General features: G+C 59.9%; 24 protein-coding genes. 6 read left to right on the top strand and 18 right to left on the bottom strand.

Going from position 1 to position 23,817, the window contains the following annotated elements; all coding sequences use genetic code 11:
* Window positions 1-16: 16 nt before the first annotated feature.
* Window positions 17-712 (top strand): urea ABC transporter ATP-binding subunit UrtE, encoded by a 696-nt coding sequence (gene urtE, locus E0L37_RS10630; protein ID WP_063142305.1) that lies wholly within the window; start codon window positions 17-19, stop codon window positions 710-712.
* Window positions 713-813: 101 nt separating this feature from the next.
* On the opposite strand, the gene E0L37_RS10625 is transcribed toward urtE, so the two are convergent.
* The 10 genes from E0L37_RS10625 to pdxH all read right to left on the bottom strand — a co-directional run bounded on the left by E0L37_RS10625 (window position 814) and on the right by pdxH (window position 6,441).
* Complete coding sequence (locus E0L37_RS10625) at window positions 814-1,119, bottom strand: NIPSNAP family protein (protein WP_133491715.1); 306 nt, start codon at window positions 1,117-1,119, stop codon at window positions 814-816.
* Window positions 1,120-1,261: 142 nt separating this feature from the next.
* Window positions 1,262-1,753, bottom strand: a complete 492-nt coding sequence (locus E0L37_RS10620) for a GNAT family N-acetyltransferase (protein WP_133491714.1) — start codon at window positions 1,751-1,753, stop codon at window positions 1,262-1,264.
* Between the two features lie 148 nt (window positions 1,754-1,901).
* Entirely contained in the window at window positions 1,902-2,165 is a 264-nt protein-coding gene (locus E0L37_RS10615; protein ID WP_133491713.1) for a Txe/YoeB family addiction module toxin, read from the bottom strand.
* Window positions 2,162-2,404 (bottom strand): type II toxin-antitoxin system Phd/YefM family antitoxin, encoded by a 243-nt coding sequence (locus tag E0L37_RS10610; protein WP_133491712.1) that lies wholly within the window; start codon window positions 2,402-2,404, stop codon window positions 2,162-2,164. Before E0L37_RS10610 ends, E0L37_RS10615 begins: the two co-directional genes overlap by 4 nt.
* Before the next feature lie 342 nt (window positions 2,405-2,746).
* Window positions 2,747-3,220: an N-acetyltransferase gene (locus E0L37_RS10605; RefSeq protein ID WP_133491711.1), complete on the bottom strand. Its 474-nt coding sequence runs from the start codon at window positions 3,218-3,220 to the stop codon at window positions 2,747-2,749.
* A 124-nt stretch (window positions 3,221-3,344) separates the two neighbouring features.
* On the bottom strand, window positions 3,345-3,716 hold the full coding sequence (locus tag E0L37_RS10600) for a GFA family protein (RefSeq protein ID WP_255433143.1): 372 nt from the start codon (window positions 3,714-3,716) through the stop codon (window positions 3,345-3,347).
* Window positions 3,717-3,855: 139 nt separating this feature from the next.
* Window positions 3,856-4,134, bottom strand: coding sequence for a hypothetical protein (locus E0L37_RS10595; protein ID WP_133491709.1), 279 nt, complete (start codon window positions 4,132-4,134; stop codon window positions 3,856-3,858).
* 402 nt (window positions 4,135-4,536) lie between these two features.
* The gene (locus tag E0L37_RS10585) at window positions 4,537-5,031 is read right to left on the bottom strand and encodes an ASCH domain-containing protein (protein ID WP_240687455.1); all 495 of its coding nucleotides are present in this window, start codon (window positions 5,029-5,031) and stop codon (window positions 4,537-4,539) included.
* The gene (locus E0L37_RS10580; RefSeq protein ID WP_133491708.1) at window positions 4,964-5,398 is read right to left on the bottom strand and encodes a GNAT family N-acetyltransferase; all 435 of its coding nucleotides are present in this window, start codon (window positions 5,396-5,398) and stop codon (window positions 4,964-4,966) included. Before E0L37_RS10580 ends, E0L37_RS10585 begins: the two co-directional genes overlap by 68 nt.
* A 413-nt stretch (window positions 5,399-5,811) precedes the next feature.
* Window positions 5,812-6,441 (bottom strand): pyridoxamine 5'-phosphate oxidase, encoded by a 630-nt coding sequence (gene pdxH / locus E0L37_RS10575; RefSeq protein WP_133491707.1) that lies wholly within the window; start codon window positions 6,439-6,441, stop codon window positions 5,812-5,814.
* A gap of 494 nt (window positions 6,442-6,935) precedes the next feature.
* Here pdxH and hemH point away from each other — a divergent pair, with 494 nt between their 5' ends.
* Both hemH and E0L37_RS10565 read left to right on the top strand, forming a co-directional pair.
* Window positions 6,936-8,021 carry a ferrochelatase gene (hemH, locus tag E0L37_RS10570; RefSeq protein WP_133491706.1) on the top strand — a complete coding sequence of 362 codons (1,086 nt, stop codon included), beginning with the start codon at window positions 6,936-6,938 and terminating at the stop codon, window positions 8,019-8,021.
* A complete protein-coding gene (locus E0L37_RS10565; protein ID WP_133491705.1) occupies window positions 8,018-8,599 on the top strand; it encodes a gamma-glutamylcyclotransferase in 582 nt (193 codons plus the stop codon). Before hemH ends, E0L37_RS10565 begins: the two co-directional genes overlap by 4 nt.
* A 24-nt stretch (window positions 8,600-8,623) precedes the next feature.
* Here the strand turns inward: E0L37_RS10565 and E0L37_RS10560 are convergent, their stop codons facing one another.
* Window positions 8,624-9,646, bottom strand: a complete 1,023-nt coding sequence (locus E0L37_RS10560; RefSeq protein ID WP_133491704.1) for an AraC family transcriptional regulator — start codon at window positions 9,644-9,646, stop codon at window positions 8,624-8,626.
* A gap of 163 nt (window positions 9,647-9,809) precedes the next feature.
* Between E0L37_RS10560 and E0L37_RS10555 the strand changes: the two genes are divergently transcribed.
* Window positions 9,810-11,006, top strand: coding sequence for an alkane 1-monooxygenase (locus E0L37_RS10555; protein WP_133491703.1), 1,197 nt, complete (start codon window positions 9,810-9,812; stop codon window positions 11,004-11,006).
* A gap of 410 nt (window positions 11,007-11,416) precedes the next feature.
* Here E0L37_RS10555 and E0L37_RS10550 read toward each other — a convergent pair whose 3' ends face one another.
* On the bottom strand, window positions 11,417-11,848 hold the full coding sequence (locus tag E0L37_RS10550) for a MarR family winged helix-turn-helix transcriptional regulator (protein WP_236563967.1): 432 nt from the start codon (window positions 11,846-11,848) through the stop codon (window positions 11,417-11,419).
* A 92-nt stretch (window positions 11,849-11,940) separates the two neighbouring features.
* On the opposite strand from E0L37_RS10550, the gene E0L37_RS10545 reads away from it, so the two are divergent.
* Window positions 11,941-12,726, top strand: coding sequence for a siderophore-interacting protein (locus tag E0L37_RS10545; RefSeq protein WP_133491702.1), 786 nt, complete (start codon window positions 11,941-11,943; stop codon window positions 12,724-12,726).
* Window positions 12,727-12,858: 132 nt separating this feature from the next.
* On the opposite strand, the gene E0L37_RS10540 is transcribed toward E0L37_RS10545, so the two are convergent.
* The 6 genes from E0L37_RS10540 to E0L37_RS10515 all read right to left on the bottom strand — a co-directional run bounded on the left by E0L37_RS10540 (window position 12,859) and on the right by E0L37_RS10515 (window position 21,984).
* A complete protein-coding gene (locus E0L37_RS10540) occupies window positions 12,859-13,476 on the bottom strand; it encodes a flavin reductase family protein (protein ID WP_201303695.1) in 618 nt (205 codons plus the stop codon).
* Between the two features lie 70 nt (window positions 13,477-13,546).
* On the bottom strand, window positions 13,547-14,488 hold the full coding sequence (locus E0L37_RS10535) for a bestrophin family protein (RefSeq protein ID WP_133491700.1): 942 nt from the start codon (window positions 14,486-14,488) through the stop codon (window positions 13,547-13,549).
* 399 nt (window positions 14,489-14,887) lie between these two features.
* Window positions 14,888-15,781, bottom strand: coding sequence for a hypothetical protein (locus E0L37_RS10530; protein WP_133491699.1), 894 nt, complete (start codon window positions 15,779-15,781; stop codon window positions 14,888-14,890).
* A 103-nt stretch (window positions 15,782-15,884) separates the two neighbouring features.
* Window positions 15,885-17,321, bottom strand: a complete 1,437-nt coding sequence (locus E0L37_RS10525; RefSeq protein ID WP_133491698.1) for an efflux transporter outer membrane subunit — start codon at window positions 17,319-17,321, stop codon at window positions 15,885-15,887.
* Window positions 17,314-20,499: an efflux RND transporter permease subunit gene (locus E0L37_RS10520; RefSeq protein ID WP_133491697.1), complete on the bottom strand. Its 3,186-nt coding sequence runs from the start codon at window positions 20,497-20,499 to the stop codon at window positions 17,314-17,316. Before E0L37_RS10520 ends, E0L37_RS10525 begins: the two co-directional genes overlap by 8 nt.
* Window positions 20,500-20,865: 366 nt before the next feature.
* Window positions 20,866-21,984, bottom strand: a complete 1,119-nt coding sequence (locus E0L37_RS10515; protein WP_370450526.1) for an efflux RND transporter periplasmic adaptor subunit — start codon at window positions 21,982-21,984, stop codon at window positions 20,866-20,868.
* 844 nt (window positions 21,985-22,828) lie between these two features.
* Between E0L37_RS10515 and E0L37_RS10510 the strand changes: the two genes are divergently transcribed.
* Window positions 22,829-23,794 carry an AraC family transcriptional regulator gene (locus E0L37_RS10510; protein ID WP_166643040.1) on the top strand — a complete coding sequence of 322 codons (966 nt, stop codon included), beginning with the start codon at window positions 22,829-22,831 and terminating at the stop codon, window positions 23,792-23,794.
* The last annotated feature ends 23 nt before the right edge of the window (window positions 23,795-23,817 follow it).

Raw genomic sequence — 23,817 nt, 5'->3', positions numbered from 1 at the left:
CAGAACAGGAACGCTCATGCTGTCATTGAAAGGCATCAATCAATACTACGGCGAATCCCATACGCTCTGGGATCTGGACCTGTCCGTGCAACAGGGCGAATGCCTGTGCGTGATGGGCCGCAACGGCGTCGGCAAGACCACACTGCTGAAAACCATCATGGGCCTGCTGCCTTCGGCATCCGGCGAGATCCGCTTTCTCGACCAGGACCTGCGCAAGAAAGCCGCCGAGGACCGCGCCCGTGCCGGCATCGGCTACGTCCCCCAAGGCCGGGAGATCTTTCCATTACTGACCGTGGAAGAGAACCTGGAAACCGGCCTGCAGGCGCGCCCGGATCGCCAGCGCAAGATCCCGGAACGGATCTATGAACTGTTCCCCGTGCTCCACGAAATGCGTCACCGCCGTGGCGGCGACCTGTCCGGCGGCCAACAACAGCAACTGGCCATCGGCCGCGCCCTGGCTCTGGACCCGAAACTGCTGATTCTGGACGAACCCACGGAAGGCATTCAGCCCAACATCGTCGACATGATCGGCCGCGTCATCAAAACCCTGAACCGGGAAGAAGGCCTCACCGTGCTGCTGGTGGAACAAAAACTCCACTTCGCCCGCGCCACCGCCGACCGCTTCACCATTCTCGATCGTGGCCGTAACGTGGCGGAAGGCGCCGTCGGGGAATTGGATGACGCGTTGGTTAAGAAGTATCTGACCGTCTGAGGCCGGATCACCAATGTTGTCCTGCTTTGGGGGCGCCACAATTCGGCGCCCTTCATCGCCGGCCCTCCAGCCAGCCGGCTTATCGGAACACCAGCGTCAGTCTACTCAAAGACCGGTCTCATAAAGCTGCGCTCGCAGCTCACTACGCAGCGGGTTTCCTCCGCATACCTGAACGCGGCCTGACACTCCGCATCCTTGAAAGACGCCTTTCTGTACTCTTCGTACTTCGCCAGCGATGGAAAGGAAAACAAAGCGATGGCGATGTTATTGGCGCCCTCGGACGGCAAAAAATAGCCGTGATGCTGACCACCCAGCTTCCGGACCAGCGGTATCCACATCTTCGAATAACGCTCAAACTCAGCGACCTTGTAGGGATCGATGACATAGTTGAGATAGCAGGTGATCACTTGAGCTCCTTTCTAAATACGGCTTGTAACAGGAAATACGAAAAGCGTCGTTGAGGACGCGACCTCTCTTCCACATGAATGACCGCCACACCGGCATCAGCAGCCACTTTGACGCCCTCTCAGGTGTGTTTCCTGGATGGCATCAGGGCGTGTTACGTCGATCCATCAACACCGCTGGTCCCCAATCGGTTTCAACCCCTTCCCGCGTTATGGTAAACCCGGCTTTCTCAAAACATCGGATGGCCGCGATGTTGTCAGGGTGCGGATCAATGCCCACCGCCGGCGTACCCCGCCTGAAAAGCTGATCCACATGCTGGCGCAACAGGATCGCCCCATGACCAACCCCGAGCATGTGCGCCTCACCGATATACATGTCGATGCCACGCGAGCCTGGCGGCAGATAGTGAAAGTGATGGTCCGGCCATGCGTGGATCTCGTAGTCCTGCAGGAAAGCGAACGGGTATCCGGCATGACTGGCAATCCAAAGAGCGATACCCGGATCATCAAACTTCTCGATATCCGGCTCCACACCAGGCTCGCCCCACCAACGGCGAACGTGGGGTCTGGTGCGCCACGAATGAAGCAAGGTGAGATCCGCCCTGCGAATTGACCTGATCTCGTAAGTACTGGTCATGGAGCCTCTGTGCGCAGGCCTTTGGGGTCTAGCCGATTTTCACCTCAACTCACCGCCAGCCTACAACAGATAAAAAGCAAGAGCCGAATGGCATTACGATACGTTGGTGAAAGAATACTTGACCGTCTGACGCCCCTGGGGATAGGTGCTATTCGTAGTGACTCCAAAGCCGAAGCACCTTCACCACCCGCTCACCCTCCAGCACCTGATACACCAACCGGTGCTGGATATTGATACGGCGGGAATAAGCTCCTGCCAGATCACCAACCAGTTTCTCAAACGGGGGCGGCTTCCGATACGGATCTTCCGCGAGCAGCGTCAGCAACTCCTGAGCTTTCGGCTTCAGACCGTTGGAGGCCAGCTTCCTTGCGTCTTTCTGCGCGTGCCGGGTGTAAACCAACTTCCATGTCACCAATCCAACTCCTCATCGCACTCATCCACGGGGATATCCATTCCCTCGCGGATTGATTCCCTCATCCCGGGGACCGAGAGCAGGTAAAGGGTCTCCTGAATCGCGGCCCAATCCTCTTCGGACACCAGAACCGCCCTGTTCCGCTTACCCAGGATAACGATCGGCTGATGGGACTCGGCGGTTTCATCAATCAAACGGTAAAGATTGCTGCGCGCCTCGGTGGCGGTAATACCCGTCATGACGCACCTCCAGAGTGTTCAATATTCGTCCAATTGTACGCCTTTGCGGACGTACGTCAACACGAACGCCATTGTCCTTCATCCATCCCGGTTCATTCTTCATCTCTGATCTTCAGAGCATACCGATCGGCCAACGCGTCAAGCGCCGCGCCGTCCCCACGAATCTCCCGCCCGAACCAGTTGCCCCACTCAAGCACCAGTTCCAGCCCGCCCTTTCTCTCCCCTTTAGGAGAAGTCGTCTAACAAAGGCAAATGGCAAGACCTGACCCGAATCACTTTTCTCAGACCTGATACAGGCCGGCTAAAGAGAAGAGGTCTACTGCCTCCCCCCGCCGATGGGCATCACTGAACATGCTGCTCCACGGTCAGGTGATAGGTCGTGAAACGCCGGCCCAGCAGCTCGCTGTTGTGCACCTTGTCAGCCATTTTCTCCAGGGCCCGGTATTGCGGTCGGCTTCCGAGGAGGTGAAACAGGACCTGTTCATGACCGAACTCGCTGGCCCAGCTCATCAGGCTTCTGAATACGGAGAGGCCAATTCCCCAAAACGCCCGGGAAAGCACGATAGCCAGTTCGAAACCTGCCTCATCCGGTTGAATCCCACACCATCCCGCCAGCCTGCCGTCCACATGGATTCCACGAACCCGGCAACCGGGCAACGCATCCAGCGCTTCCTTTTCCTTTACCCAGGCTCGAATGCCAGTGGAATCGAAGTAGTCATGGTCGACCAGATGCGTTCTCAGTGACGCTTCGTTCATCAATGCCAGAAGGGCTTCAGGATCAACCTGGTCAAGACCAACGAACTCGATGTTTCTCATGTCGGATTACTCAGGAGCACGCCCGGATACATGCGGCCCATTTGCGGTAACGGGATGCCACCTTAGCAGCGGCGGCCTCAGGGAACAGGAACGGTATTACCGCGTTTGACCGAGGAGCCCATCATCACTCCACGGTGTCCGCGTATTGCTGAAGCAACGACGGAAACTGCTCCTGGGGCGGGAACTCATCAAAACCGTGGACCGCCCCGGTGCTCGCCCACTCCAGCTTCGCCTTGGTGAATGTCTCGATAAATGGACGATAGTCGGCGAGATTCTCAAACATGGAGGAACGTACATTGACCAAATCGACCTCACCCTCCGGGCGGGTAAACAACCAGCTCATGCAATAATCGCAGAAGAAATGCCGCGTGGCACCGCGAAGCCCGCCGATCACTGGCTCCCCCCGAGTGACAGTGAATGCCTCGCCGGAAAAAAGCGCGCTCAGGCTGAACGCACTGGACGACATACGCTGACACCCGGAGCAATGGCAAGCCATGGTGACCATGGGCTTGGAATGGACTTCGAATTCAACCCGTCCGCAACGGCAGCGCCCCTTTGCGCTTGAGGAAACTTGCGGCATGACAATGGACCTCACTGTTCGGGAAAAGCACCATCATAGCCAAAACCGGGAAGGGTCACGAATCGCCTCCCGTACCGCGCTCCTCCCTGACCTTCAAGGCATATCGATCAGCCAACGCCTCAAGCGCCGCGTCGTCCCCACGGATCTCCCACTCGGCCCAATTGGTCCACTCAAGCACCAGCTCCAAGCCGTCTTTCCTGAGGGTAAAACTGTCGAAATCGATTCCCTTATCAAAAGCCAGAGACGGGTACTCCTTGACCTTTTTCCAGCCCTCACTCATCAGCGCTTCCAGAAGCTGGTTGCCTGTCTCCGTGTCCAGATCGATCACTTTCATTCGAAACCACTCTGGCTATCCATACGTGTGCACCGATCCCAACGTTTCAATGCGCTGGCGCGCAGCGAAGCAGCGCGTCCGAATAAAACCATCTTTTGATAACCTTGGAGAAACCATCGTGGAAAAGATAAAGGCGAAGCCTGCCTTCAATCAGCCATCAACCTTTAGGTATCGTTTCCGGACGAATATATGGGAGCATGTGCGCCACGTAATCAGCCTTTCCAAGTTCGACCTTTTCGCGGCGCAATATTGCGGGACTATTGGGGTCAAGTCTTGCCTTTTTCTACCCTTAGGAGGAACCGTCTCACAAAGTCAAAAGGCAAAACCTGTCCCCAATTAGTCTCTCGAGGTGTGTAGTGGACTGAGTTGCCAGCGACTAATGCCCACGAATAATGAGCACTGTTAGAGCAAAGCATGCGCTAGCTCGACTTCATACAGCTTCCTCTTAGCGGGAACGGTCACGCCTCTGGTAACAGGACGAACGTTTGATAAGCTCCAAGCCCAATACCCTGGCTCCCAGCCATTTGAGCAGGCCGCCTCCACTTCAGAAGGCCGCCATTTATGAACTTCTTCGACATCGACTATTGCGACAGCTCTACCATTTAGATCAGTCGGGTTGTCAGACGATAAGAATCTCGAATTTTCCACAATCAAAAGGTCACGAATTGGCAAGGACTCTGGACGCCACGAGCGAACCTCCAGTGTTTTCTTTCCTGTGGCTATATTGGAGCCATGTGGGCCTACTATTGAAAGAGCAAGCATCGAAGTTCCCTTATTGTCTGGCACTCCGCTATACCGCCCTTTTTTGGCGTCGATTTTCAGCGGCTTGTCATAAAACCGGCCCGGCGGAGTGTCGAGCCATTGATACAACATCCATACTTCGATGAAGATACGCATGCTTTCGCTCCGCCAAAAACAACGGAATTTCGCTGTCGTTTGCCACTTGAAAGCCCGCGATTCCATAGAATGCTTCCAGGTGCGAATATGGCAAGCAAAAACATGGTTTGTTACCCAGGTCATCTGCCAAATACCTGAGGAGCGCCATGCCAATCCGTTTGCCGCGATAAGCCTCGGCCACTTGCATGCCGCGCAATACGAAGGAGCCGTTTTCAATGGCTAGACGGACCACACCAGCGATGACTTCTCCGCTGATTGCGAAGAAGACCCGATCTTCGGGCTGAACTGTGCCGCCATATCCCGCTTCGGCATAGAACCTTTCCAGCCAACTCAAATCCTTCGCGATGCTTTTTCGGAGCTCAGTCATAGTTTTTATGGCGGCTATTCAGACGCTGACTCGAATATCCAATCAACGCGCCGGCGCCCCATCAAATTGCTTTTTAGTATCACCAAATAGAACCAGAAAAATCGCCACGTGACAAACTCTCCCTATTGTCTGCCCCCTTTTCCTGACTTCCTTATTCCTCAACGATCACAGAGCTGGCCCCATGGGCAACCATCAGAAAAAGCCATGAACACGGATAGCGACGGATGCCCGTGATGTCACGCCCGCTACATAGAACCAAATGTTGAAGAAACAGCGTATTTACGTGTTGCGGCTGTAGGAGGTTGCCCTGATAACGAATCGTCGGACATTTCAAAAAGATATTCGCCAGCAGAGCTGGCTCCCACAGCGGCTAAAGATCGAAGTTTTTTCTGTTATTAGCTACTTACTGCTTTTCAAGGCGCCAGCCGCTCCCGCAGCCATTTTCCGTCGTCCTGGAAGTACCGTACCCGGTCGTGGAGGCGATTGGGGCGGCCTTGCCAGAATTGGATTTCTTCGGGGACGATGAGGTAGCCACCCCAGTTTTCCGGCATGGGGATGTCGCTGCCTTCCGGGTATTCCTGGCGCAGTTGGGCGACGTCCGCTTCCAGGGTTTCCAGGTCCACGGGCCGGCTTTGCGGCGAGGCGACGGCGCTGATCTGGCTACCGTAGGGGCGGGTCTTGAAATAGGCGCGGGAGGTGTCCGCGTCCAGTTTGCGAGCGCGGCCCTGCACGGTGATCTGGCGATCCATGGGTGACCAGTAGAGTACGAAGGCCACTTTGTCGCTGGCTTCGATGTCGTCGCCCTTGCGGCTGTCGTAGTGGGTGAAGAAGACGAAGCCGCCCTGCTCCACGCCTTTCAGCAGTACGGTTCGGGCGGAGGGTTGCCCTTCGGCGTTGACGGTGGCCAGGGTCATGGCGTTGGCCACCGGGAGGCCGGCGTTCACTGCTTCTTCCACCCACAAACGCACCTGTTCCACCGGATCGGCGAGCAGGTCCGCTTCGCTCAATCCTTTGCCTTGGTATTCTTCGCGTATGTCGCGCATTTACTGCTCCCATTGATTGCCGCGTGCGTATCGCGGTTCTTTCTGTATGACTGTTCCGCGCTGCCATTTGCTGCTAAAGCGGAGCGCCGCCCGGCAGCTTCCCACAGCGGCTTGGTAGCCTGGGGGGATTCGAAGCGGGCGGCTTCAGAGCTCGTGGAGAGTCGGCGGGCAGCGTTCCAGGACCGTGTTTGGCCAGGGAAGGCCAAACCCGAGCCCACATGGACGTGCTTGTAGCGTGTCCTGGAACGCTGCCCGTCGACTCGCCTTACCTGGCAAGAGGCACCCTGATCCACCACAATTTTAGGGACAGCGGCCTTCAACCGACCGTGATTATTCCAACAGCAAGTAATATAGCGCACTTGCCGGCAATGGGCCGAGTTGATGGCCCATATCTATCGGGGCCATATCTGTTACCTGCTTCCGGTTCCGGTATCATGGCGCCATCGACATCCGGTGCCTTGCCGCCGGTCAACCTCTGGCTCATCGGAACCATTATGAAGTTCACTGGACAGCCTGATTTCAGCCACCGACAGCCGTTGCGCACCGGTGTACTGATCACCAATCTGGGAACCCCGGACGCGCCCACCACGCCGGCGCTGCGCCGCTATTTGCGTGAGTTTCTGTCCGACCCCCGGGTGGTGGAGGTGCCGCGCCCGTTGTGGTGGTTGATCCTGAATCTGGTGATTCTGGTGATCCGCCCGCCCCGTTCCGCCCACGCCTACCGCGGGGTCTGGACGGAGCAGGGTTCGCCGCTGCTGGTGCACACCCGCAATCAGTGCGAGGGGCTGCGGCAGCGGCTGCAGGCCGAGTATGGCGAGGATCTGGTGGTGGAGTTCGCCATGCGCTATGGCAACCCGTCCATTCCTTCGGTGTTGCAGAGGATGGCCGGGCAAGGCGTTACCCGGTTGCTTGTGCTGCCGCTGTATCCGCAGTATTCCGCCAGCACCTCGGCCTCCACGTTCGACGCCGTGGCGCGGGATTTCGCCGCCCGGCGTTGGTTGCCGGATCTGCGTTTCATCAGTCATTACCATGATTACGCACCCTACCTGGATGCCATGGCGGAGCATATTCACAGCCATTGGGCACAGCATGGCCGGGCGGAGAAACTGCTGTTCTCCTACCACGGCGTACCCAAACGCTACCTCACCGAAGGCGACCCGTACTTTTGCGAATGCCATAAGACCAGCCGCCTGCTGGCGGAGCGGCTGGGTCTCAACGAGAGCCAATGGCAGGTCACGTTCCAGTCCCGCTTCGGCCGCGAGGAATGGCTGCAACCCTACACCGACGCCACGCTCAAGGCGCTGCCCGGCGAGGGGGTGAAAAGCGTGCAGGTGTTCTGCCCCGGCTTTTCCGCCGACTGCCTGGAAACGCTGGAAGAGATCGACGTGGAGAATCGCGGTTACTTCATGGAAGCCGGCGGCGAGCGGTTCGATTACATCCCGGCGCTGAACGACTGCCCGGCCCATCTGGATGCCCTGGTGGCGCTGGTACACGACCACCTGGGCGGCTGGCCGGATCAGGACAATGGCGATGTCGCGCTGACGGAGCGTCAGCGCCGGGCGGAGGACACCCGGGCATGATCGACACCACCGCGATCAACCGCGAGCGGAGCCTGTTCCAGGACCGGGAGTCGGTGTGGCTGTTCGGTTACGGCTCGTTGATTTTCAAGGTGGATTTTCCGTTCCGGGAGCGGCGCCCGGCGTCGATTCAGGGCTGGGCCCGGCGCTTCTGGCAGGGCTCCCACGATCATCGCGGCACGCCGGAAAACCCTGGCCGGGTGGTGACACTGATAGAAGCGCCGGGCGTGCGCTGCACCGGCATGGCCTATCGCGTCAGCCCGGCGGTGTTCGGGCAACTGGATGTGCGTGAGAAAAACGGCTACCTGCGTTTCTCCACGCCGATGACGTTCGAGGACGGCGGCCAGGAGGACGGACTGGTCTATATCGCCACCGCCGACAACCCCGCCTTTCTCGGCCCGGCGCCGGTGGCGGACGTCGCCGCCCACATCCACCGCAGCCACGGCCCCAGCGGCGCCAACCGGGACTATTTGCTGAACCTGGCCGAGGCGTTGCGCGAGCTGGGCGAGCAGGACGAACACATCTTCGAGATCGAGCATCATCTGAACCTGCTGGCGCGCGAGCAGGCTGTTCGCGGCTGAAGCCGCTTCCCACAGGGAATAGCGCTATTGCCCCCTGCGCATCCGCAACGGCGTGGTGCCGAACCAGCGCTGAAAGGTGCGGCTGAAATTGGACGGGTCCTGGTACCCCAGCTTCTCGGCGATGCGTTCCACCGGTTGCGTGGTTTCCAGCAGATACCAGGCGGCCAGTTCCCGGCGCACTTCGTCCAGCAGTTCCTGATAGCGGGAACCTTCCTCTTTCAATTTACGGATCAGGGTGCGGCGGGACATGGCGTGGCGTGCCGCCATCTCATCCAGACTCGGGTAGTGCCCCTCACATCCCAGCAGTTGCACGCCGATGCGCTGGCTCAACGGCCCCCCGCCCTGGAGTTGCCGCAGTTGATGCTCGCAATCCCGCAGCGCGGTGCGGTGCAGACCGGGATCCGCGGTCAGGCAGGGGGTGTCCAGCAGCGCGGCGGGCACTTCGATAGTCAATGCCGAAGCCCCGAAGCGAACCGGACAGCCCAGTTTTTCGGTGTAGACCGCCGCCCATTCCGGCTCCGGGATCGGCATCGCCACCACCAGATCCCGCAGGCGCCGGGAGGTCACGGTGTCGACCAGGTGAAAGAAGGTGGCCAGCACCGCCCCATTGACGTACTCCCGGACCTCTTCCAGGTTTTCTTTTTCCTCCATGGTCAGCACCATGCGTTCCGGTTCCTCGCGCAACTGCACCGTTACCGGCTGGAAACGGACGCCGACGAAACGGGAAACCACCCGCAACACCGCGCCCAGATCCGGCGCCGATACCACCGCGAAGCCCAGTGGACCATGGGCGGATACCGAGGTGACACCGCCGATATCCAGCCCCAACCAGGGCTCGCCGGTCAGTTCCATGGAGCGCCGGATCAGGCGGGACATCTGCTCCAGACTCAGGTAGCGATGCTCGCCCAAAAGTTGCTCCCAATGCAGCCGGGTACCCTCGAAGATGGTGGCGTTATCAAAGCCCCTGGAGTGCAAATGGGCGCACAGCAGTCTCGGGTAAGTCGGATGAATCGCCGGTCTGAGCCGGGCGGCCACCTGGATGCTCATTGGTTTCTCCCTCGCCGCCATAAGCGGATGATCCCCAGCTTACCCTGCCGGCGCGCCCACTCACTTGTCACTTTATGACGATTTTCTGCCACTCCTGGCGGTGCCGCACAAACCGCCTTGGGCGCACCATCCGGTGATCGGATAACAAAAAGAGGATTGCGGTATGAGCAAGGCAGGTGAGTTCACCGGCCCGTCCGGCGTGGTCTATCGGGACCGCAAGCGCCATTTGTGGTTTTCATCCATCTTCGTGCCCGCCATCGTGTTTATCGGGCCTCTGCTGTACCTGGCCAACGGCAATGCCCTGATGCTATGGATCCCGCTGGTGTTCTATTACCTGGCGGTGCCGGTGCTGGACATGCTGATCGGCGAGGACCGCAGCAACCCGCCGGAAGAGGTAGTGCCGCAATTGGAAGAGGATCCCTATTACCGCTGGGTCACCTACGCCCTCGTGCCGGTGATCTGGGGCGCCTGGTTTTTCGGCGCCTGGTTCGTCGGTACCCAGGACCTGCCCTGGCACGGTCTGCTGGCGATGATTCTGCTGCTCGGTGGCACCTGCGGCGTCGGCATCAACCTGGGCCATGAACTGGGCCACAAGAAAGGCAAGGGTGAACGCTGGCTGGCCAAGTTCGTGCTGGCGCCCTGCGCCTACGGTCACTTTTTCATTGAGCACAATAAGGGCCACCACCGGGACGTGGCCACGCCGGAGGACCCGGCATCCTCGCGCATGGGCGAAAGCATCTGGAAATTCGTACTACGGGAGATCCCAGGCGCCGCCCGCCGAGCCTGGAAGCTGGAGCGGGAACGCCTGGAATCACGGGGAAAATCGGTGTGGTCCCTGGACAACGAGATCATTCAGCCGGCGATCATCACCGCCGTCGCCTGGGGCACCACGCTGGCGCTGTTCGGCATCGGCATTCTGCCGTATATCCTCGGCACCGCTTTCTGGGGGGCCTTCCAGTTGACCTCCGCCAACTATATCGAGCACTACGGCCTGCTGCGGCATAAAACCAAGACCGGTCGCTACGAGCGCACCCAGCCGTATCACAGTTGGAACAGCAACCACATGTTCTCCAACTGGGCCACTTTTCATCTGCAGCGGCATTCCGATCACCATGCCCATCCGACCCGGCGCTACCAGAGCCTGCGGCATTTCGACGATGTGCCCAGCCTGCCCAACGGCTATTTCGGTATGTTCCTGGTCAGTTATATTCCGCCGCTGTGGTACCGGCTCATGGACAAGCGTCTGTTGGAACACGCCAGCTACGACGCCCGCAATATCAATTTCGATCCGGACAAACGCGATGCGCTGATTCGCAAATACGGCATCCAGCACGGCGATGCGCCGCCACGGATCGTGTGACGGGTCTTCGGTTTATAGGGGAACGGAATTTCTCTCCATCGGGGCCCCGGATCAGCGTTACGCCTTTGCGGGAACGCCGTGAATACGTCCATGTAGGCTCCCGGTCGAACGTCCCTGTTTGACAGGGTCCCGCAAAGCGTAACGCCGATCCGCTTCGAGGTAACTGACGAGCAAAGGAGTCTTTCCCACCGCTACCAAGCCCCTATAAAGGGATGGAGAGAGTTCTCCTTTCTTGAAGGTTCGTCGTTGCTGGAGCACGGAACACGGGAGTTCGCTCCAAGCGGATCTGTACGAGGGCCTTCCGGGACTCTGTTTGACAGGGACGTCAAACAGAGAGCCTACATGGACGTATTCACGGCGATCCCGGAAGGCCCTCGTACAGATCCGCGTCCCCGCCGGAGCTCCCCTTTCTATTCCTCGCGCAGATTGTCCAGCATGCGCCCGGCGAGGCCGACAAAGGTATCGATCTCGTCTTTCTTCATTCCCTTCAACAATCGCGTCACCACATCCTGTTCCGCCTCCCGGGCGCGGGCCATCAAAGCCTCACCCTTCCCACTCAGAGAGACAATCTGACTGCGCTTATCATCGGGATTCGGCGCGCGTTGGATCAGCGACATACCTTCCAGCTCTTTCAACAGACGGGTGATCTGCGCCTTGTCGCGCCCGGATGCCTGCACGATGCGGTGGGCGGTGCACGCCGGGGTGGCGCCGATCATATGCAGGATGCGCACATGCATGCCGTTCAATGGCAGACCGTACTGGCGGATCGCCTTTTTACTGCTGACCTTGAACTGAAACGCCAGTTGCCAGATCGCATTACGGATATCAGATTCTTTTGACATCACTGTTGACTTTGTCAATTGATGGAAATATGGTTGATATTGTCCACCAAATACTTCGACACCACAACCTTCTTCTAGCAGAGAGACCGACCATGCCAAGGCCCGCTCCCCGGATTCTGGAAGTCCTGCGCACCGAGAACCTCACCCCCAATATGAAGCGGGTGGTTCTGGGCGGCGGCGATCTCAGTGACTTTCCCGAGAATCATGAAAGCGCCAATTTCAAACTACTGGTTCCCCGCGAAGGGCAAACCGACATCGCCTTGCCGCCTTACGGCGATACGCCACCGGAGCAGCGACCGGTGGTACGTACCTATACGCTGCGTCACTTCGACAAAAACCATGGTGAGATTTTCGTCGACTTCATGATGCACGCCGACCATGGCCCCGCGTCCCATTGGGCGGACCAGGCCCGCCCGGGAGATCGTATCGGCTTTGCCGGACCGGGGGCTCCGAAGTTCGTTGACTTCGACGCCGACTGGTTTCTGTTCGCCGGTGACATGTCGGCGTTACCGGCGATCAGCGCCAATATCGAACGCTTGCCGGCCAGTGCCCGGGGCTACGCGGTACTGGATATTCTCTCCCCCGAGGATCAGCAGCCATTGCCTTTCCCTTCCGGCCTGGAGGTGCATTGGCGGATCAATCCCTACCCGGAGCAACCTGCCCTGGGGCTGGTGGACAAGGTCCTGTCCCTACCCTGGCTGGAGGGATCCCCGGCGGTATGGGCGGCGGGGGAAAGCGGCGCGGTGCGTGCCATTCGCCGTTATCTGGTCCAGGAGCGCCAGGTGGACCGGCGCCGCTTGTACGCCAGCGGTTACTGGCAGATCGGCTTGACCGAGGACGCTCATCAGGTAGCCAAGCGCCAGGAGAAAAATGACTAAGGTCATTGGTGTCCCACAAGGAGCTGGAATGCCTACATCACTCTGCATACCGGCACACCAACACGCCGATTCGCGAGCAAGCTCGCTTCCCATGGCGGCGCCGTGGTTCGCAACACCGGCCTTCGGCGCGGATCAGCGGGGCCGGTACATCTCGAAATACTGGGAGGGATCCACGGAGAAGTATCCGGCCGGGCCGCCGGCACGAAGGATCGGCTCGGCGGCGGCGGTGTCGTAGATGCCGTCCTTGAGCAAATGAGTGGCGATGTGCACGCCCACCACTTCCCCGAACACCACCCAGGTATCCACCGCTTCACCGGCGGCGGTGTTCAGACGCAGAATCTGGCTGAGCCGGCACTCGAAGGAGACCGGAGTTTCCGCCACTCTCGGCACTGACACCAACCGCGACGGCTCGGCGGTCAGTCCCGCCAGTTCGAACTCATTCACTTCCGGCGGGACCGCCTTGCAGCTTTGGTTCATTGCTTCCGCCAGCGGGCGGGTGGCCAGGTTCCAGGTGAACTCCTTGGTGGCTTCGATATTCCGCACGCTATCCTTATAAGTGATGCTGGAAAAGCCAATGATCGGCGGATGGTAATTGAAGGCATTGAAGAAGCTGTAGGGCGCGAGGTTGAGGACACCCTCGGCACCGCGGGAGCCGATCCAGCCGATCGGGCGCGGCGCCACCAGCGCATTGAACGGATCGTGGGGCAAACCGTGACCCTTGGCGGGCTCATAGAAGTAGGCGTCTTGCATCAACCGTCTCCACAGCGGGAAGCCGTCATGTTGAGCCAGCGGGCGCCGCCGGGCAAGCCGTCGCCCCCGTTTACTGCAACTGGTGGTTGACCACCGGCAGCGGTTCCGGCGCCGGATCGCCCAGGGCTTCGGCCACGGAGATTTCATGGATCCGGCAGATGGTGTCCAGTGGCAGATCATTGGCTTCGCGGCCGAATGGCATCTCCAGATGTTCCGCCAGTCGATCCAGCCCGAAGAAGGTGTAGGCCACCACCGCCACGAACAAAGGCGTGCCCCAGCCCAACGAGCCGATCAACACAAACGGCAACAAATAGCAGTACACATAGGCGGTACGATGGGCCAACAGCGCGTAGGCAAACGGCAACGGGGTCTGCGCGATACGCTCACTGGCGGCCTGCACACCGGCCAAAGCAGTCAACCTCTGGTCCAGCAGGCTCACGCCGATGCTGTCCAGACGCCCTTCCCGATAGCGTTCCCCCACCCAATCGCCGGCCCGACGTAGAAACCAGTCGGCACCGTTGTGATGGTCCAGGGCCTGCTCCACCACCGCCGGCGACTGCACTTTCAACAGGTCCTCGCGTACATCCTCATCACGCAACTGCCCGCGCAGGGCATGGGCATACGCCAGAACCAGCCCCAGCAGTTCCCGACGGTCCGGCTCTTCATTACCAAGCTCTTTATTACCAAGCTCTTTATTACTAAGTAAGGTTGCGCTGGTCCTGGCCAGGCTGCGGATCTCATACACCATCTGGCCCCACTGCTTTCGCGCTTCCCACCAACGGTCATAGGCGGCGTTGTTGCGGAAGCTGAGCAGGATCGACAGCACGATCCCCAGCAATGTCACCGGCATCACCGTGTAATGGCTGACATCCAGCACGTGATACTGACTCACCAGGGTCATCGCGGAGGCAAACAACGCCACCAGCAGGATGTGCGGCAGGATATCCGGCACCACCGAGCCACGCAGGGCGAACAACAGCGCAATGGGATTGGGACGGTCACGAACGATCATCGGGGGAATCCATCAAGGCAGAGCGCGCCGATGATAGGGAATCCGATGGCAAATCGCCATCAAACGAAACGGAAAAAAAAGAAGGTCGTCCCTGACCTCTTGGGGGTAAGAAACCGGAGCGGTGGACCAGCACCGCCGATTTAACGAGAGACCACTAACGGGTCTGTTGGCAGTAAATCAGTCGGAAGCGCGGCATCGCGTGAAGATCACTGCGCCAGCGGGGTACGCAAATAGCAGGCGGTGAGCGCCAGGAAACGTTGGATCGCCGGATTGGTGGTTCGTGTCGAACGCTGCAAAGCACGGGTATCGAGCATGTCGGTTCCTCCTGTCGCGTTGTGTCCTTTATGGCTGACTATTATCGGTGGCAGAGGCCGTTTCGCGAATACCCAAGGCTCCAGATCACTTGCCCGATTCTGCCTGGCCGGATGGAGCCAACTCCAACTGGTCAGATTCGTTTCTTGCACTGTACGGAGGACGGAACATATAACGGACGGCGTGCTGTATATGGCTGTCATCAACAGCACGCCCGAACGCCTCCTCCAATTTTTCACGATCAGAGTCACTCGGCCCCTTCAAAGCAACCTCTCGTAAAGGGTTATCCATCAAACGCACCAAAGGTCTTGAGGAGAAGGAATTCAACGATCGCTGTTCGTTTTCGAGCAGGGCGGTCACCACCGACTTCCGGTCCTTGACACTCACCAGATCGATATACGCTGATATCCCGGCCCATGTCCGTGTAACCTGTTCATTGAATCCAAACGAGTAGACCAAAAGACCATGGGGCTCAACGGTGTAGTGGGTATAAAGCTGCAAAGGAAGAATGACAAAGACCGCATCCAACCCCAACCGCACGCCAAGGTCCGCTGCTTTCTCGATATAAATCTTATTCCGTCGCTCTCCATAGCGCTGACAAAGTGACTCTGTAACAGCGCCCTCGTCGCCCCACCATTCCTCCTGGTTGTAATCCACATGAACGACCTGATATCCGAAATCACGGGATAAAACAGTTTCAACCTGTCGTTGTAGCATTTCATCCGGATCGAATGGCGCCATATCGAGAACCCAGGATTTGTTACCAAACATCGTCGCTCCCCGGTAACACAGTACGGCTTTGTCACCTATCAGAGAGACCACTCCGACATTGCCAATCTTATCCGCCTCGAAATCCGCCCTCGGGATAGTGGAACACCCGACCAGCCAAGCGGATAAGAATATCGAAATGAATAAAAACAGTGCTTTACTAAAGAAGATGCTGGTGAGACTGTCGAGCACGCCCCGGAAAGATGTGAACATAAAATGTCATCCCTATCTTGATGTGTCGAACGCCCATCCCAGGCCCCTCCCGAGGGGCGTTCGACTTCCTTATATTTCCATACGTGTCACATCATACCGGCAATCAACGAGCCGCGCTTCTTCTTGCCGGATTCTGCTCCGACGGCACCGGTGAACCGGCCAAAGCACGGTAAAGATCCACCATCGCCAGGGTCACTTCGGTGCGACTGCGGATGAAGGCGTCGCGGGTGTCCATCAGCTCCCGCTCACTGTCCAGCACTTCGAAGAAACCGATGAAACCTTCCCGGTAACGCAAGCGGGCCAGTTCGGCGGCCTGTTGCGCGGCGTCCGTGGCGTGGCGCAGCAGTTCGGTGCGTTCACGGGCCCGCTGATGACGAACCAGTTGGGTTTCCGTTTCTTCCAGTGCCGACAGCACGGCTTGCTGGTACTCGGCGATGACGGCCTGAGTCTCGGCATCGGCGGCGTCGATGCGCGAGCGGACCTTGCCAAAGTCGAGGAAGGTCCAGTCCACGCCCAGGGCAACGCGGCGACTTTCCGCCGGGCCACTGAACAGGTCACCGTCACGGGAGGCGACGCTGCCGATCAGCCCTTCCAGGGTGAAGCGCGGAAACAGGTCGGCGGTAGCCACGCCGATGCGGGCGGTGGCGGCGGCCACGCGACGCTCGGCGGCGCGGATATCCGGGCGCCGGCGCAACACACCGGACGGCGTGCCAGTGGCCAGATCCGGAATCTGCGCCGGCAGGTCACCGGGCTCGGTCAGGGTGGTCACCAGACTGTCCGGGGTGCGCCCGGTCAGCACCGCGATACGGTACATGTAAGTCCGAATCGCGGTTTGCAGTTCCGGCACGGTGGCCCGCACGACTTCCAGTTGGGCACGGGCCCGGGCTTCGTCCAGCCGGGTGGCGTTGCCGTCTTCCATGCGAGCCTGAACGATATCCAGCGCCTGCTGCTGATTTTCCACATTGCGGCGGGCAACCTGCAGCTGTTGCTGCAGACCGCGCAGTTGGAAATAGCTGTTGGCGATGCGGCCGGCCATGGCCACCTGCAAGGCGCCCAGATCCGCTTCCGCGGCATCCAGCTCCGCCGCCTGTGCCTGGGTGGCCCGCCGCAGACGCCCGAACAGATCCAGCTCCCAGCCGGCGGCAACGCCGGCCTGGTACAGTTCCACCCGCTCCATGCCACCTGGAGGGTTCTGCTCCACTTCCGCCAGGTGTTGCTCGGCGGCGCTGCCATTGATGGTGACGCTCGGCAGTTGCTCCCGGCGGGCGCCGCGTAACAGCGCTTCCGCTCTTTGGTAGCGCGCCAGCGCGGCGCGCAAGTCATGGTTGGCATTGAGGGCCTGATCGATCAGGTCCGCCAGCAACGGATCGTCGAAGCCGGACCAGAACCGGCGTTCAGCGTCTTCATCGAAAGGCCGCACCTGGTCGGCGCCAACGAACCCTTCCGGTAACAACGTCTCCGGCTCCTGATAGTCCGGTCCCACCGCGCAACCAGCCAGGGCCAACATCAGAGGCACAACGCTCAAGACATACTTATGCATAGCTTTCTCCTGAATGACCGTGGGCTTCGCCGTCCATGGTGGAAGCGTGGGAGTGCTTGAGCGGCCCGGCGAGTTTACGCAGGCCAACATAGAACACCGGCGTCAGGAACAATCCGAACAGGGTGACACCGATCATGCCTGCGAACACCGCCGTACCCAGCGCCTGCCGCACTTCAGCGCCAGCACCAGTCCCCAACACAAGCGGCACCACTGCCGCGGTGAACGTGATGGACGTCATGATGATCGGACGCAAACGCAGGCGGCAAGCTTCCAGAGCAGCCTTCACGGTTTCCATGCCCTGCAGCTCCAGCTCACGGGCGAACTCCACGATCAGGATGGCGTTCTTACAGGCCAGACCAATCAGCACCACCAGCCCGACCTGCACGAAGATGTTGTTGTCGCCACCGCCGAACCACACACCGATCAGCGCGGAGAGCATACACATCGGCACGATCAGGATGACCGCCAATGGCAGCACCCAGCTTTCATACAGCGCCGCCAGCACCAGGAACACCAACAGGATTGCCAGCGGGAAAACCACCAAAGCGGCATTGCCCTGGGTATATTGCTGATAGCTGAGATCGGTCCACTCGAAGCTCATACCATTGGGCAGGATCTGATCCGCCAGTTCCGTCAGCTTATCCATGGCCTGAGCCGAGGACAGCACTCTCGGATCGGCCTCGCCAGCCAGATCCGCGGCCGGGTAGCCGTTGAAGCGCAGCACCGGATCCGGACCGAAGGTCTGGCGAATATTCACCATGGAACCAATCGGCACCATTTCGCCGCGTTCGTTGCGGGTGCGCAGATTGGCGATGTCCTCGACACTGTCGCGAAACGGCGCGTCGGCCTGGGCAATCACCTGCCAGGTGCGGCCAAACCGGTTGAAGTCATTGACGTAAGTGGAGCCCAGGTAGGTCTGCAAGGTGTCGAACAGTCCAGTGAGTGGCACACCCTGCGCCTTGGCCTTGGTACGGTCCACTAGTGCGTCCAACTGCGGCACATTGGCCTGGTAGCTGGTGATTGGGAACGTCATGCCCGGAGTTTGCGAGATCGCCCCCTGGAAAGCGCTGACCGCATTCTGCAAAGCGCCATACCCGAGGCCGCCCCGGTCCTCGATAAACATTTGATAGCCGGCGCCATTACCCAGGCCAAGAATCGGCGGCGGCATGAAGGAAAACGCGAACCCCTCGCTCAGGGCGGAAATCTTGCCGTTGATCTCGGCGTTGATTTCCTCGGCGGAACGTTCACGCTGATCGAATGGATCCAGCGGCAGAAACACCAGGCCGGTATTGGAGGTGTTGGTGAACTGCAGCGCATTGAGCCCGGGGAACGAGATCGAGTGGGCCACGCCCTCGGTCTCCATGGCGATGTCCGTCACTGTTTTAAGCAACGTGTCGGTACGCTCCAGTGAAGCGCCTTCCGGCAGTTTCACGCCGGCGATCAGATACTGCTTGTCCTGTGTCGGAATGAAGCCCGGCGGCACCACCTTGAACATCAACCCGGTGCTGACCAACAACACCAGATAGACCATGAACACCACCGCGCGCCGGCTCAATGAGCGCCCCACCGCGCTCTGGTACTTCTCGGAGCTGCTGTTGAAGAACCGGTTGAAGGGGCGAAACAACCAACCGAACAGCCCATCGATGATGCGAGTCAGCCGATCCTTCGGCGCGTCGTGACCGCGCAGCAACATGGCCGCCAGCGCCGGAGACAAGGTCAGGGAGTTAATGGTGGAAATCACCGTGGAGATGGCGATGGTCACCGCGAACTGCCGATAAAACTGACCGGTGACTCCGGACAAAAACGCCATGGGAATGAACACCGCGCACAGCACCAGACCGATGGCGACGATGGGTCCGGACACTTCCTTCATCGCCTGATGGGCGGCGGCCAGCGGACTGAGCCCATCCTCGATGTTCCGCTCCACGTTCTCCACCACCACGATGGCATCATCCACCACGATGCCGATAGCGAGCACCAGCCCGAACAGCGTCAGGGTGTTGATGGAGTAACCGAGCATCAGCAGCACCGCGAAGGTACCGATCACCGACACCGGCACCGCCAGCAGCGGAATGATCGAGGCACGCCAGGTCTGCAGGAACAGCGTGACCACCAGTACCACCAGCAATATCGCTTCAAGCAGGGTCTTCACCACCGAGTGAATGGAATCCCGGACGAAAATCGTGGTGTCGTACACCGCCTCGTATTTCACCCCTTCCGGAAAACGGGTGGATAATTCATCCATCGCGGCGATGACCTGATCCCGGATCTCCAGAGCATTGGCACCTGGCGACTGGAAAATACCGACGCCAACGGCATCGTTACCGTCCAGCTGCGAGCGCAGGGTGTAATCACCTGCCCCCAACTCCAAACGGCCAACGTCCGAGAGCCGGACGATCTCCCCCTGGTCCCCGCTTTTCAGCACGATGTCGCCAAACTCTTCCACCGTCCGCAGACGGCCCTGTGCGTTGATCAACGTCAGAAAGTCACTGCTTGGCATCGGCTCGGCACCGAGCTGCCCGGCGGAAACCTGCACGTTCTGTTCACGAATGGCGCGCACCACATCGCCGGCGGTCAACCCCCGGGAAGCCACTTTGTCCGGGTCCAGCCAGGCCCGCATGGCGTAGTCACCACCACCGAACACCTGCGCGTCACCGACCCCGGGGATCCTTGCCAGCACGTCCTTCACGTGCAGCCGCACATAGTTTCGCAGGTAGAGCGTATCGTAACGACCGTCCGGCGAAGTCAAATGCACCACCATCAGGAAGGTGGGAGACTGTTTCTGGGTGGTCACCCCCTGGCGTCGCACGTCCTCGGGCAACCGCGCCAGCGCCTGGCTGACCCGGTTCTGCACCCGTACCGTGGCGTCGTCGGCGTCGGTACCGGGACTGAACGTCACGGTCATCTGCAACACGCCGTCGGAGCCGGCCACCGACTTGATGTAAATCATGCCCTCGACGCCGTTGATCGCTTCTTCCAATGGCGTCGCCACGGTTTCGGCGATCACCTTGGGGTTGGCACCGGGATATACCGTGCGCACCACCACCGAAGGCGGCACCACTTCCGGATACTCGCTGATCGGCAAAAGCGGGATCGAGATCGCGCCCACCGCGAGGATGATGATCGACAGCACCGCGGCAAAAATCGGGCGGTCGACAAAGAAACGAGAGAAATTCATGACAAAAGTACCCTCTTGGCCACTAGTGTCCCACAGATGTGGAACAGGCGGTTTACACGCAACACGCTGGCACGCCTACACGCTGATTCGCTGATTCGCTGATTCGCTGATTCGCTGATTCGCTGATTCGCTGATTCGCTGCCAAGGCAGCTTCCCACAGCGGCTCCGTAGCTTCCTTTGTGGGAAGCTGCCTTGGCAGCGAATGCAGCGCGACTTCATATCTCCAAGACCAATAGACTGGCCACGGCCATGGATTCCGCGGTCAAACGTCAGAACCATCAAAATTTATGGGACAGCAATGCCCTCTTGGCGCGCTCCGCTGAGCGCGCTCGATCCATGGACTTGAGTTATACCGGTGTCAGTTGATCAGGGCGCCGCCGCCACCTCGGGCTCCTGGGTGGCCGCCACGCGCATTTCCACCAGGGTCGGCGCCACCGGCATGCCGGACATGAACACTTTCTGCACGCCGTTGACGATGACCCGCTCACCGGGCTTCAGGCCGTCGCGGATCACCACCAGGCCATCCACGGTGCGGCCAGCGTCGACGTTACGGCGAGAGGCTTTGTTCTCATCGTCCACCACGTAGACGTAACGGCGATCCTGATCGGTAAGCAGCGCTTTGCTGTCAATCAGCAACGCGGTGTCGAGACGCTCGGCGGGCAGTTCCACCCGAGCGAATTGCCCCGGTTTGAAATAGCCGTCCGGGTTCGGCACCACGGCGCGGAACTGCAAGGTGCCGGTGCCGGCGTTGAGGCGGTTGTCGATGAAATCCACCTTGCCGCGATGCGGATAGCCGTTTTCACCGCTCAGGCCGATACGCACTTCGGTGTCCTCGCCACTGCCCAGCAGCTCCCGGCCGCGCAGGTAGGAATCGCTGTCGCTCTCGAAGTACACGTACACCGGATCCACCGACACCAGTGTGGTCAGCAGAGTCTGATCGGCGTTGGCCAGGTTGCCGCGAGTGACCATGGCGCGGCCGGCACGGCCGGTGATCGGAGAGCGCACCTCGGTGTACTCCAGATCAAGACGGGCGGTTTCCAGCGCCGCTTCGGCGGCATTCATGGCCGCACGCGCCGACACCATCGCCGACGCGCGGCGGTCGTATTCCTCGCGGGAGATGGCGCGGCTGGCCACCAGCCGTTCCGCCCGGGAGGCCTCGCTCCTGGCCAATTGATACTGGCTGCGGGCCTGGGCCAGGTCGGCGGCGGCGGCCCGTTCACGGGCACGGTAAGGGCGCTGGTCAATAACGAACAGCACATCGCCCTGTTCCACCAGTTCCCCTTCCTCGAAGCTCACCTTATCGATGTAGCCGCTGACACGGGGACGCAGGTCCACGGTTTCCGGCGCTGCCACCCGGCCGGTGAAGTCATCCCAGAGGGTCACCGGATCGTCCAGCACCTTCGCCACCTTGACCGCCGGCGGCGGCATTTGCGCCTGCTCCTGCTCGCCACGAGCATCGCAGCCGGCCAATCCAACGGCCACCATGAGTAGGAGGGCGAGCCCGATGATCAGCTCTCCCCCGCTGGCGTAATGGGTATTGATTGAATCCATGTTGCGCTCGCTCCTGCTGTTCGGGCCTTGCAGGCAATACGCCTGCTCTCAATTGATAATGGTTCCCATTTTCAAAATTATAAACTGACTGACCGTCAGTCAATAACGAGGCACCACCAAGAGAGGTCAAACGGTCAATGCCCCGGGCATCAGGCTCGTTCTTCCCCTGGCCGCGAACATTAATTCCTCAACCAATGTTGAGGTCAACGGCGTTTCTTGATGGGTTTACCGATGGTCGACATAGGCACGGCCTATTCGACAGCGACGCGGGTCGGCGGCCCCCGCTTGCCGCCTGACGGGGCCATGCCAGCCCTTGGCGGCGGGTCCCTTCCACGGCCAATACCATAGGGCGCCACGGCCAGCAGGTGATATCCGTTTACTGCGGAATACTTGCCTGATTCTGTGAGGCGCACAGAATCAGGCAGTCAGACAGGACAGACCCCGGACTGAGCCGACGCCCCACTATCCGGCAAGTGAGAACAGCATCACGCAGCCCACCCCTCACACCGAAAAAAGGACAAGACTGTTGAAACAAAGGGCTTTGCACCATATTGCCGCGTCATAAAACCGACACTGGCTCGATGTCATGCAGGCCCTGCCCCAACCCGGATCAGGCTAGATTCCGGATTGTCGCGGATCACCATGACAATCCCTCCGGCTTGCCTGAAATTGCTTGTTACTCCACAGTAATTGCACGATCCTGCAGCATTCCGGAGGCCACGCTTACCCGGTCACGGGCAGTGCGTATACTGCGGGCAAACACACGGAGGGCACTATCGTGGCGCATCACTCCTTTTCTTCTTTTGCATCGTCCGGGCAGGACAACGAACTCGATCAGCTCCGTTCCCGGTTGACCCGAACCGTGCTGCGGCACTCCCCGGAGGATGGCATCGAGGAGTCCTCGTTGTCGGGTCTGCATCTGGGCCGGGCCGACACACCCACGCAATGCACCTCAGCCATCTATGAACCCTGCCTGTGCGTCATCGTCCAGGGCAGCAAGACGATCTGGCTTGGTGACCGGGAGATCGTCTATGGCCCCTTGAGTTACCTGGTGTCCTCGGTCCATCTGCCGGTGCTCGGGCAAATCAACGTGGCCAGCCCCGGAGAGCCGTTTCTGTCCATTCGCCTGGATGTGGATTCCCAGGAAGTGGCGGATCTGGTGTTCGAACTGGGCGAGGCGCTGAGTGACGAGGATCATTGCCCGGAGATCAATTGCGGCCTGTGCATGGCCCCCATCGACACCGCCATGCTGGACGCCACCACCCGGCTGGTGGAATTGCTGGACAAGCCCGCCGATGTGCCAATCATGGCGCCACTGATCCGGCGTGAGATCCTGTATCGCGCCCTGATCGGCGAGATGGGCGCGCGCATGCGCAAGTTCGCCGCCGCGGACAGCCAGTCCCACCGGGTTTCCAAGGTCATCGCCCTGCTCAAGGATCGCTATACCCAACCGCTGCGGGTTCGCGATCTTGCCGACCAGGTCAATATGAGCGAGTCGTCCCTGTTCCACAGTTTCAAACAGGTGACGCGCATGTCGCCGCTGCAGTTCCAGAAGAAGCTGCGTCTGCACGAGGCGCGTCGTCTGATGCTCAGCGAAGGCCTGGAAGCGGCCACCGCCAGCTACCGGGTGGGCTACGAAAGCCCGTCCCAGTTCAGCCGCGAATACAGCCGCATGTTCGGCGCGCCGCCACGGGCCCATGTGCAGAGCCTGCTGAGCGGCGAAGCCGTTGGCGCCCCCGCCTGAGTCCGTTTTTTGTGGGCAGGGGC

It is taken from the genome of Alcanivorax sp. 24 (genome assembly GCF_004360225.1).
Classification (GTDB): Bacteria; Pseudomonadota; Gammaproteobacteria; order Pseudomonadales; family Alcanivoracaceae; genus Alloalcanivorax; species Alloalcanivorax xiamenensis.
Note: the sequence above shows the minus strand (reverse complement) of the source record. Positions and strands in the feature narration are given on the sequence as shown.